The following is a 9,514-nucleotide window of genomic DNA, read 5'->3' as shown; positions in this document are numbered from 1 at the left end:
ACGCACTCAGAACACAGGGAAGCCTTCGGCGAAATCGTAAGTGCCTGCTTGAGATTCCCACGTCGCTTCGCTCCTCGCAATGACAATTCGGGAGCGGTTACCATTTTAACGGAGGCCTGTTTCGCTCGGCAGTGCGCAGCCGGGCCCGGCTGTCCCCGCCCCTACAGCGCGCTATCGATGTCCGCGCAAAAATTTATAAATTACAGCGCTTCCTTAAAATATGCCGCCAGGTCCTGCATCCGGCTCTCGTCAAACGGCGAGGTCAGGCTCCCGTCCTGCAGCATGGCGAGGAACGTTGACTCCGGCGCGGCATACAGCAGGTCGCTGAAGGCCTTCAAACCCGCGCCGGGCGTTTCCTGCTCCAGCTGGTAAATTTGAAGGGCAGCGTCGTTCGAGACGCAGTAGCTGATGACATAGTACGGCGCGGAGAAAAAGTGCTGCACGTCGATCCAGCTGCGCGCGGCCTGCTCCGCCGACGCCTCGTCAAACAGTCCAAAGTCCACGCAGCATTCCGCAAACAGCTCATTGAGCTTCTCGACCGTCAGCTCGCTGTCCGGCAGGGCATAGGCTTTGCACTCAAAGGCATAGTAGCATGCCTGCGTGAGGAAGGTCTCGAGCGAGTCATAGAGCTTGTACTGCCGCAGCTCCGCCGCGCGGGCAAAGCCCAGCGACGTGCTGCCGAGCGTCAGGTACTCCAGCGCCTGCGAGAAGACCTCGGAGCAGTCGATGGAGAACGTCTGGTTGCAGTTCACATAGCCGTCGACAAAGTGGCCGAACTCATGCGCGGCCGTCAGCAGGTCCGCCAGCGTCCCCTCGGGCGAGATATAGATGTAGGGCATCTCGTAGGACTCAAGGTACGTTGTGTACGAGCCGGGCATTTTATTCGCGGAGCTCGTGATGTCATAAAGCGAATAGGCATCAAGGAAGCCCATGGCCGTCTGCACCTCGCCGCCGAGCGTGTCGGCCGCCTCATGCAGGTGCTGCATCGTCTCATCGGCGGAAAGGGCGGAAAGCTGCATCGGCTCGGCCGCCTCCGTGTAGACGGGGGCCAGCTCCGTGCGCACGCGCTCGACATAGCGCTCGGCCTGCGCCGGGGTGTAGTCGCGGTAATAGAGCGCATCATAGGCATAGTCGGCGTAGCTGCCGTAGCCCAGCCGCCCGGCAAGCTCGCGGCGCGTCTGGATGAGCTTGATGTAAATTTCGCCCGCCTGCGCGCCGTAGGCGTCGTAATACGCGCCGAGGACCTCGTAATAGAGGTCGGCCGTCACGGCGTTTTCCAGCAGCTCCGAGACGGAGCGCGTGCTGCCGTTCCACTCGATCGACGGGTCATTCTGCAGGGCGACATACTGCGCCTGCAGCTCGGATTCCTGCTGCAGGAGGGCGACGGTCCGGGCGTCGGAATACACGCCGTCCGAGTCGTAGGACGCAAAGAAGTCCTCGCCGAAATACTGCTCCTCGAGCGCGCTGCGCAGGCTGCTTTTGGCCATGGTCGTGTAGCAGTCCTCCATGGCCTTTTCCACGCGCGTCGTCTGGTCCGTGCACCAGGTGTACTCCGCCTCGTAGTAGCTGTCGCTCAGGTCGCGGGTGTAGCGCAGGTAGGCAAGCTCGCCCATGGTGTTGAAGAGCACATAGTCGTCATAGGCCGCGTCGAACTGGTTGATGATGTCGGCCGCAGCGGCCTTGCCGCCGGTCGCGGATGCGCCGATGGACTTGAGCGTGCTGCAGAGGCTGTCGACGTCCGGACGGACGTATTCGATGTCCGGCTCGGCCGTGTATTTCACGCGGGGCTGATACGGCCGCTGGAACTCGCGGTACGAGATCGCGCCGTCCGAATAATCCGGGCGGGTATATTCGCCGCGCGCGGCGGAATAGAGGTCAAACAGGGGGCTGCAGCCCGTCAGCAGCAGGGCAAGGGCCAGCAGCAGAGCAAAGCAGCGCTTTTTCATGCGTCGCCTCCTTCCCGGATGCGGCGGGCAATGGCCAGCAGCTCCGGATGATTCACGGCGTTGCCCATGGCGACGGAGCCGCGCTGCGTCAGGGCCAGCGGGCTGCCGTCTAGCTGAGTGGCGATGCCGCCCGCCTCCGTGACGATCAGACCGCCCGCGGCATAGTCCCACGGACACAGTCTGCACTCAAAAAACAGGTCCGCCCGGCCCGCGGCCACATAGCAGCAGTCCAGCGCGGCCGAGCCGCCGCGGCGGAAATCGAGGCAGTTCGGCAGAAGGGCCTCGACGAAGCGGAGCGTCTCGGGGATGGTGTCGCGGTAGTAGATCGCGCTGCCGAAGAGCACGAGGCTGTCGTGGACGGCGTGCTGCGTGACGTGCAGGCGCTGGCCGTTGAGCCACGCGCCCTTGCCGCGCTGGGCGGAGAACATCTCGTCGTAATAGGGGTTGTAGACCACGGCGTGCGTCACGACGCCGTCGACCGCCAGTGCGACGGAGATGGAGCTGTGGTGCAGGCCGCGGATAAAGTTCATCGTGCCGTCGATGGGATCGACGATGAACAGCTGGCGCCTGCCTGCAATGTCATGCGTCGCGTCCTCCTCCCCGAGGAAGCCCGCCTCCGGCAGCAGCGTCATCAGGCGGCTGCGCAGGAATTCCTGCACCATGGGGTCATACAGCGTGACGAGGTCGACATGCGAGGATTTTTCGCGGATGCCCATGGCGGCATCCTGCGCCGAGCGGACCGTCGTGCCCGCCGAGCGGACGATGTCCTTCAAACGTTCCAGAAGATGGATGTCCATAGTTTTTTCGCTCCTGATCCAGATTCTAAGGCGGCAGCGCACCCTCGCCTTCACCGAAGGCTCTCACGGCATTGTGCGGTGCTGCCCTGATTCCAATTTATCATAATTTATCATACCATATTTCCCGGGAAAAGGGAAGAATCGGGAAGAAAAGAGTTTGCGGTGCGATTTCGCCGCCCGGACATGCAGGGTTGTCAATGCCGCCATTCGCATCCGCTCCGGTCACCTGCCCGCCCTCTGCCCCGAGGAAAACCGTTCTGAGATTGCAATATCGTTCCTCGTAATAAGGAAATAACACCGCGATCGGATCGCGGTGTTATTTTTATAAACCATTATTCCAGCAGTGAAAAGCCCAGGATCACGACGCCGAGAATGACGAGAATAACGCCCGTGGCGCGGTTGAGTGTTTTGGCGCTGGCACGGTTGGCGATGCGCGCAGCCAGCTGGGCAAAGCCGAACGTAAAGATGATGCACAGGAAAAACGGCAGCCACTGCGGCGCGCCGCCGATGGCGAAGTGCGAAACGGAGCCGGTCAGGGCCGTGAACGTCATGATGAACACGCTCGTGCCGACGGCGGTCTTGAGCTCATAGCCCATGACGCCCGTGAGCAGCAGGAGCATCATCATGCCGCCGCCCGCACCGATAAAGCCGCAGATAAAGCCGACGATCGCGCCGCAGACAATGGACTTGATGATACGCGTGCGCTTTGGGATCTGCTGCATGTCCTCCTTTGTGGTCATCACGGGGCGGACGATGAACTTGATGCCGAGCAGCAGCGTCATGATCACGGAGAAATTTCCCATTGCAACGGATGGCACAAGACTCGAGACAAGGCTTCCGACAACGGTGAATGCCAGCACCGTGATCATCATGATGAGGCCGTTGCGGATGTCCAGATTCCTGTTGTGGCCGTAGGTATAGGCCGAGACGGCGCTTGCCAGCACATCGGATGCCAGCGCGATGCCGACGGCCGTGTACGGCTCGATATGCAGAAATGTGACGAGCATGGGGGTGATGACGGCAGCGGCACTCATTCCGGCAAAGCCCGTGCCGAGGCCGGCCCCCGCACCTGCGAACAGGCAGACGACGATGGTCAGGAGGAGCTGCATCGGATCACCCCTTCTTTGTCATTTCGACCGTTCTGCGGTAGGCGGCCGTGACGGCATTCTGCACGGTGTAGGAAAATCCGCCCTGCTCGAGTGCCAGAACGCCCTCGATGGTCGTTCCGGCCGGGCTGCACACGCGCATTTTCAGCACGTCCGGCGCTTCCCCGCCCTGCAGGAGCATCTCCGCCGCGCCGAGCATGGTCTGCGCCGCCAGACGGCAGGCGTCCGGGTACGACAGGCCCGCGCGCACGCCGCCGAGGGCCAGCGCATCGGCAAACTGGAAGCAGAACGCAGGTCCGCAGCCCGAGATGGCGCTTGCAGCGTCGATCTGCGCCTCCGGCAGGGGCAGCAGCAGCCCGGCCTGCGCCAAAACAGCGCGGAAGGCGTTCAGCTGTGCGTCCGTCACGTTCTGCGCGGCATAGAGGATCGTGCCCGCGCCGACGGCTGCGGGCGTGTTCGGCATGATGCGGATGAGCGGCAGTCCCCCGCCGAGCATGGCGTCCAGCTCCCGGAGCGTCACGGCCGTCGCCATGCTGACGACGACGGGTGCATTCCCCTTCCGCGCCTGCAGCACGGGAGCCAGCTCTTCTGCCAGACCCGGCAGGCCCTGCGGCTTCACGCCGAGAAACAGCAGCTCGGCCGTTTCCGCAGCCTCTGCGTTCGGGCAGACTGTCCCGCCCAGCTCCTTTGCCAGCGCCGCGGCTTTGGCCGGGGTGCGGTTGGCAAGCAGCAGCGTGTGGCTGCCCTTCGCTGCGGCCCGCGCCAGCGCGCCGCCCATATTTCCGGTTCCGATGAATCCGATTTTCATGCGCTTACCTCCTGATCTGACCGTTTCCGGTGATAACATACTGATAGGTCGTCAGCTCGTTCAGGCCGATCGGCCCGCGCGCGTGGAGCTTCTGCGTCGAGATGCCCATCTCGCAGCCGAGGCCGAATTCGCCGCCGTCCGTGAAGCGCGTCGAGGCGTTGACATAGACGGCCGCGCTGTCCACTCCCGCCGTGAAGCGGGCGGCGCTTTCCTCACTTTGCGTGACAATGGCCTCGCTGTGGTGCGTGGAATGCTGCGCAATATGGCGGATGGCCCCCTCCACGTCGTCTACGACGCCGACAGCCAGCACATAGTCCAAAAATTCCGTGTCGAACTCCGGGTCCGGCGCGATGCCCAGGATGGCTGCGGCTTCTCCGTCGCAGCGCAGGCGGACGGGGTGCTTTGCACCGGGGCCGCACAGGCGCTTTTGCAGCATGGGCAGGAACCTCGGCGCGGCGGCGCGGTGGACGAGCAGGACCTCGGCCGCGTTGCAGACGGACGGGCGGCTCGTTTTCGCGTTTTCGATGATATCGAGCGCCATATCAAGATCGGCGCTCTCGTCGACATAGACATGGCAGATGCCCGTGCCGGTCTGGATGCACGGCACGGTCGCGTGCTCAACGCACGCGCGGATAAGGCCTGCCCCGCCGCGCGGGATGAGCAGGTCAACATAGCCCGTGGCTGTCATGAGAGCGGCGGCCCCTGCGTGTGACGTGTCCTCCACAAGGTTCACGAGATCCGGCGTCAGACCGGTCCGCTCCAGCCCGCGGCGCAGCGCGGCCGTGATGGCGGCGGCGGAGCGGTAGGCCTCGCGCCCGGAGCGCAGCACGCAGACATTGCCGGACTTCAGCGCGAGCGCGGCGGCGTCCGACGTGACGTTCGGGCGGCTCTCATAGATGATGGCGATAACGCCCATCGGCACGCTGCGCTTGCAGATGCGAAGGCCGTCCGGACGGACGAATTCGTCCAGCGTCCGGCCGACCGGGTCCGGCAGGGCCGCAACGGCCTCGATGCCGGCCGCCATGCCCTCGAGCCGGGCCTCGTTCAGCGCGAGGCGGTCGAGCATGACGTTCGAGACCGTGCCGCGCGCAGCCTCGAGATCGGCGGCGTTCTCCGCCAGAATGGCAGGTGCCTTCGCGCGCAGCTCCTGCGCCATGGCGGCAAGGGCGCGGTTTTTCGCCTCGGTGTCGCGCAGGTCCGGACAGGCCGCCGCGACCTTCGCGCGCTGCAGAATGACCTCCGTCGGGGTGAATTCCATTATGCCTCCGCCTCCTGTGCCAGAAATTTTGTGCCGACGGGCTTGCCGTCCATCAGATCGTAGAGCGCAGCGGGCTGTGCGCCATTGGCAATGACCATGGGCACACCGGCCTCCGTAGCGATGTGCGCGGCGTGGAGCTTCGTCTGCATGCCGCCCGTGCCGAATTTGCTGCCCGCGCCGCAGGCCAGCCGCTCGATCTCCGGCGTGAGCCTCTCAACGACGGGGATGAGCTTCGCCGCGGGATCGCTGTGCGGGTCGGCTGTGAACAGGCCATCGATGTCCGAAAACAGGATGAGAAGGTCTGCCCGGATCGTCCGGGCTACGATGGCGGCCAGCGTGTCGTTGTCACCGATGCCCAGCTCCTGCGTGGCGACGGTGTCGTTTTCGTTGATGATGGGCAGCGTGCGCAGCTGCAGCAGCCGCGCAAGCGTGTTGTGGAAGTTTTTCGCGCGCTCCGGCGTCTCGATGTCGTCCGCCGTGATGAGCAGCTGCGCCACAACGTGGTGGTACTGCGAGTAGAGCTTATCATAAATGTACATCAGCTCGCACTGGCCGACGGCCGCAGCCGCCTGCTTGCCGGGAATATCCTTCGGCCGCTCGGCCAGCGACAGCTTGCCGACACCCATGGCGACGGCACCGGACGATACCAGCACCAGCTCATGCCCTGCATTTTTGAGATCGCTGCAGACCTTGCACAGCTCCTCCACGCGGCGAATGTTCAGATTCCCCGTCGGGTGCGTGAGCGTGGACGTCCCCAGCTTGAGTACGATTCGCATGGTTCAAGGCTCCTAACTTTTTTGCTTTAGCTTGTTAACACCTGCGTATCATAGCACGCTGAGGCCGGAATTGCAAGCGCTGCCGGATTTTTTGATGAGCAGCGGCAAAAGACCGCTTCACAGTCTCTGTGTTTCACGTGAAACACAGATCACCGCATGAAACCATACTATTATAAATAGTACACTTGCAGTACCCGGCAGCATTGTGGGAAAGCAATCGGCGAAATCGCAGCTGCCTGCCCGAGATTGCACCCCAAGGGCACTTCCTCGCGCTTCGCGCTCAGGGCGCCGCGTCGGCCTGCGGCCTCCTCGCAATGACAAGCCTGCCACCCTGCATCTCCACTCTCCACCCCACTACGTTTCACACTTTTCACCACATTCCTCTTTCCAAATGTTTCACGTGAAACAGGAATTTTTTACAGAACGCTCCTGCACGGTTGCAATCTTCCCCTGCATGTGCTAGAATAGCACCGTATTGACAACCAAAGGAGGTGGCAGCTTGGCGCAGATCATCGCGATCGTCAATCAGAAGGGCGGCGTGGGAAAAACGACCACTGCCGTAAACCTGACGGCGGCGCTGGCCGCGACCGGCGCGCGGGTGCTGCTGTGTGACTTCGATCCGCAGGCCAACGCGACCTCCGGCCTCGGCGTGGACAAGCGCAAGGCCCCCTACGCATCCTACGATCTCATTCTCGACGGCGTCAGCGCCGAGAAGGCCGTCATCCACACGGATTATGGCGACGTCATCCCGTCCGGCGCGGAGCTGGCCGGTGCGACCGTCGAGCTCATCGGCGTGGACAAGCGCGAATACCAGCTGAAAAACGCGCTCGAGCCGCTGCGCGCAGCCTATGACTACATCTTCATCGACTGCCCGCCCTCGCTGGAGCTGCTGACGCTCAACGCCCTCTGCGCGGCGGACAGCGTGCTCATTCCGGTGCAGTGCGAGTATTATGCCCTCGAGGGCCTGTCCGATCTGATGGGCACGCTCCGGGCCATCAAGCGGCGGCTGAACCCGAAAATTTCCGTGTTCGGCGTGCTGCTGACCATGTACGACGGGAGAACAAACTTCTCCAACCAGGTGGCGCAGGAGGTGCGGCGGCACTTCCCCGGCAAGGTCTATGCCAACGCCATTCCCCGCAATGTCCGCCTCGCCGAGGCCCCGAGCCACGGCCTGCCGGTCATTGCCTATGACCGAAGCTCCCGCGGTGCGGCTGCCTATCTCGCCGTTGCCGAGGAGATTCGCAGAAAGGACGGAAGCTTATGAGTGCAAAGCAGCGTGGGCTGGGCCGAGGGCTTGGCGCGCTGATCGGCGATTTTCAGGAAGAACCCGAGAGCGGCGCGGTGACGAAGCTGCCCCTGCAGAAGGTGGAGCCGAATCCGGATCAGCCCCGCCGCACGTTTGACGAGGAGGAGCTGCAGGCACTGGCGGATTCCATCGCCGCCCACGGCATCCTGCAGCCGCTGGCCGTCCGCGCAAGCGGCGGCGGATTTTATCAGATCATCGCGGGCGAGCGCCGTTGGCGCGCGGCACGGATGGCGGGCCTGAGCGAGGTCCCGGTCGTCGTGCTTGAGGCCGACGACCGCACCGTTATGGAGCTGGCCCTCGTGGAGAACCTGCAGCGGCAGGACCTCAACCCCATGGAGGAGGCCGAGGGCTATCAGCGCCTGATGAAGGAATACGGCCTGACGCAGGAGGAGGCCGCCGCGCGCGTCGGCAAGTCCCGCCCGGCCGTGGCCAACGCCCTGCGCCTGCTGCTCCTGCCGGAGGAGGTCCGCTCTCTCGTGGAGGACGGCACGATCTCGGCCGGGCACGCCCGCGCCATCCTGTCGCTCCCGGCGGCCCGCCTGCAGAAGGCGGCCGCGCAGAAGATCGTCGCCCTGCGCCTGTCCGTGCGGCAGGCCGAGGCCATGTGCAAGCGGATGCTGCAGGAGGAGGAAAAGCCGGAGCCGAAGCCCGCTCCCCTGACGGTCGACTATGTCGCCGAGTGCGAAAAATCCCTCACGCGGCGCCTCGACCGCAAGGTCCGCATCGTCAACGGAAAGCGCAAGGGACGCTTTGAACTGGAATTTTATGGGCAGGAGGACCTGCAGCGCCTGTATGACGCCCTCCTCGCTCTCGGAAAAACGGAGGAAAAGCCTGAATGCCTGAACTGAAGCAGCCGCAGGAAGCGGCAGAAACAACAACGGAGCAGCCGCTGACCACAAAGAAAAAGCGTGCCATGCTCGAATACATGGCCATCATGTTCGCGGCGGCCTTCCTGCTCGTGGCGATCTCCCTGCTCATCAAGGTCATTGACATGAAGGGCGAGATGGAGGCGGCCAACACGGGCGCGCGAGAGAACATCGCGCTGCTGCAGAAGGATCTGGACGCCGCCCGCGCCGAGTCCGCAGAGCTGCAGACCAAGCTCGACGAGGCCAACGCCGCGTCCTCCGAGGCAGCAGACAAGCTCTCGGAGGCCGAGACCCGCTTAAGCGAGGCCGAAAAGGCCCGCGAAACGCTCGAGAAGACGCTTGAGAGTGCGCAGAAGGAAAACGACACGCTCTCCCGCCGCGCGCAGGCCAATGAGCTGCTCGTCTCGGCGCAGGCCGCGCTGGAGCAGGGCGATTATGCCGCCCTCCGCAGCCATCTCGAGGCGCTCGGGGCCTATGCCGACGCCCTGAAGGACGACGGCGCCGCGCTCTATGAGACCCTGCGTTCCTACATTGACTGATTTAGAAAAGCTTTGATTAAAAACTTAGGGAAGCTCTGATTCAATCAGCAAGAGCGGATGGCGAGAGATTTTTTGGCAAGTCGAGGTATGGAAAACGCAGGAATACTTTGTG

At 63.5% G+C, this 9,514-nt stretch carries 9 protein-coding genes; 3 read left to right on the top strand and 6 right to left on the bottom strand.

The features are described 5' to 3' along the window. Positions 1 to 200: 200 nt before the first annotated feature. The 6 genes from WMO66_RS01445 to proB form a co-directional block, all read right to left on the bottom strand. Complete coding sequence (locus WMO66_RS01445; protein ID WP_349134633.1) at positions 201 to 1,946, bottom strand: gluzincin family metallopeptidase; 1,746 nt, start codon at positions 1,944 to 1,946, stop codon at positions 201 to 203. Beyond that, the gene (locus WMO66_RS01440; RefSeq protein ID WP_349134632.1) at positions 1,943 to 2,743 is read right to left on the bottom strand and encodes an inositol monophosphatase family protein; all 801 of its coding nucleotides are present in this window, start codon (positions 2,741 to 2,743) and stop codon (positions 1,943 to 1,945) included. Before WMO66_RS01440 ends, WMO66_RS01445 begins: the two co-directional genes overlap by 4 nt. Positions 2,744 to 3,075: 332 nt before the next feature. Further along, a complete protein-coding gene (locus tag WMO66_RS01435; RefSeq protein ID WP_349134631.1) occupies positions 3,076 to 3,852 on the bottom strand; it encodes a sulfite exporter TauE/SafE family protein in 777 nt (258 codons plus the stop codon). Positions 3,853 to 3,856: 4 nt separating this feature from the next. Next, positions 3,857 to 4,657, bottom strand: coding sequence for a pyrroline-5-carboxylate reductase (proC, locus tag WMO66_RS01430; RefSeq protein ID WP_349134630.1), 801 nt, complete (start codon positions 4,655 to 4,657; stop codon positions 3,857 to 3,859). 4 nt (positions 4,658 to 4,661) lie between these two features. Then, positions 4,662 to 5,915 carry a glutamate-5-semialdehyde dehydrogenase gene (locus WMO66_RS01425; RefSeq protein WP_349134629.1) on the bottom strand — a complete coding sequence of 418 codons (1,254 nt, stop codon included), beginning with the start codon at positions 5,913 to 5,915 and terminating at the stop codon, positions 4,662 to 4,664. Continuing rightward, positions 5,915 to 6,691, bottom strand: a complete 777-nt coding sequence (gene proB / locus WMO66_RS01420) for a glutamate 5-kinase (protein WP_349134628.1) — start codon at positions 6,689 to 6,691, stop codon at positions 5,915 to 5,917. Before proB ends, WMO66_RS01425 begins: the two co-directional genes overlap by 1 nt. A gap of 499 nt (positions 6,692 to 7,190) precedes the next feature. Between proB and WMO66_RS01415 the strand changes: the two genes are divergently transcribed. Genes WMO66_RS01415 through WMO66_RS01405 form a run of 3 tightly spaced genes read left to right on the top strand, consistent with a single transcriptional unit; the run spans position 7,191 to position 9,402 of the window. Beyond that, the gene (locus WMO66_RS01415) at positions 7,191 to 7,955 is read left to right on the top strand and encodes a ParA family protein (protein WP_349134627.1); all 765 of its coding nucleotides are present in this window, start codon (positions 7,191 to 7,193) and stop codon (positions 7,953 to 7,955) included. After that, positions 7,952 to 8,845 (top strand): ParB/RepB/Spo0J family partition protein, encoded by an 894-nt coding sequence (locus tag WMO66_RS01410; RefSeq protein ID WP_349134626.1) that lies wholly within the window; start codon positions 7,952 to 7,954, stop codon positions 8,843 to 8,845. The genes WMO66_RS01415 and WMO66_RS01410 overlap by 4 nt, the downstream gene beginning before the upstream one ends. After that, positions 8,833 to 9,402, top strand: coding sequence for a hypothetical protein (locus tag WMO66_RS01405; RefSeq protein WP_349134625.1), 570 nt, complete (start codon positions 8,833 to 8,835; stop codon positions 9,400 to 9,402). Before WMO66_RS01410 ends, WMO66_RS01405 begins: the two co-directional genes overlap by 13 nt. The last annotated feature ends 112 nt before the right edge of the window (positions 9,403 to 9,514 follow it).

The organism is Faecousia intestinalis (assembly GCF_040096185.1).
Lineage (GTDB): Bacteria > Bacillota > Clostridia > Oscillospirales > Oscillospiraceae > JAZOXB01.
The sequence above is the reverse complement of the archived record's forward strand: the minus strand, read 5'-3'. Positions and strand labels throughout refer to the sequence as shown.

Bases quoted from the DNA above. Each gene is read 5' to 3' on its own strand.
- proB (WP_349134628.1), bottom strand. From the start codon at position 6,691: ATGCGAATCGTACTCAAGCTGGGGACGTCCACGCTCACGCACCCGACG.
- WMO66_RS01405 (WP_349134625.1), top strand. From the start codon at position 8,833: ATGCCTGAACTGAAGCAGCCGCAGGAAGCGGCAGAAACAACAACGGAG.
- WMO66_RS01410 (WP_349134626.1), top strand. From the start codon at position 7,952: ATGAGTGCAAAGCAGCGTGGGCTGGGCCGAGGGCTTGGCGCGCTGATC.
- WMO66_RS01440 (WP_349134632.1), bottom strand. From the start codon at position 2,743: ATGGACATCCATCTTCTGGAACGTTTGAAGGACATCGTCCGCTCGGCG.
- WMO66_RS01445 (WP_349134633.1), bottom strand. From the start codon at position 1,946: ATGAAAAAGCGCTGCTTTGCTCTGCTGCTGGCCCTTGCCCTGCTGCTG.
- WMO66_RS01435 (WP_349134631.1), bottom strand. From the start codon at position 3,852: ATGCAGCTCCTCCTGACCATCGTCGTCTGCCTGTTCGCAGGTGCGGGG.
- WMO66_RS01425 (WP_349134629.1), bottom strand. From the start codon at position 5,915: ATGGAATTCACCCCGACGGAGGTCATTCTGCAGCGCGCGAAGGTCGCG.
- proC (WP_349134630.1), bottom strand. From the start codon at position 4,657: ATGAAAATCGGATTCATCGGAACCGGAAATATGGGCGGCGCGCTGGCG.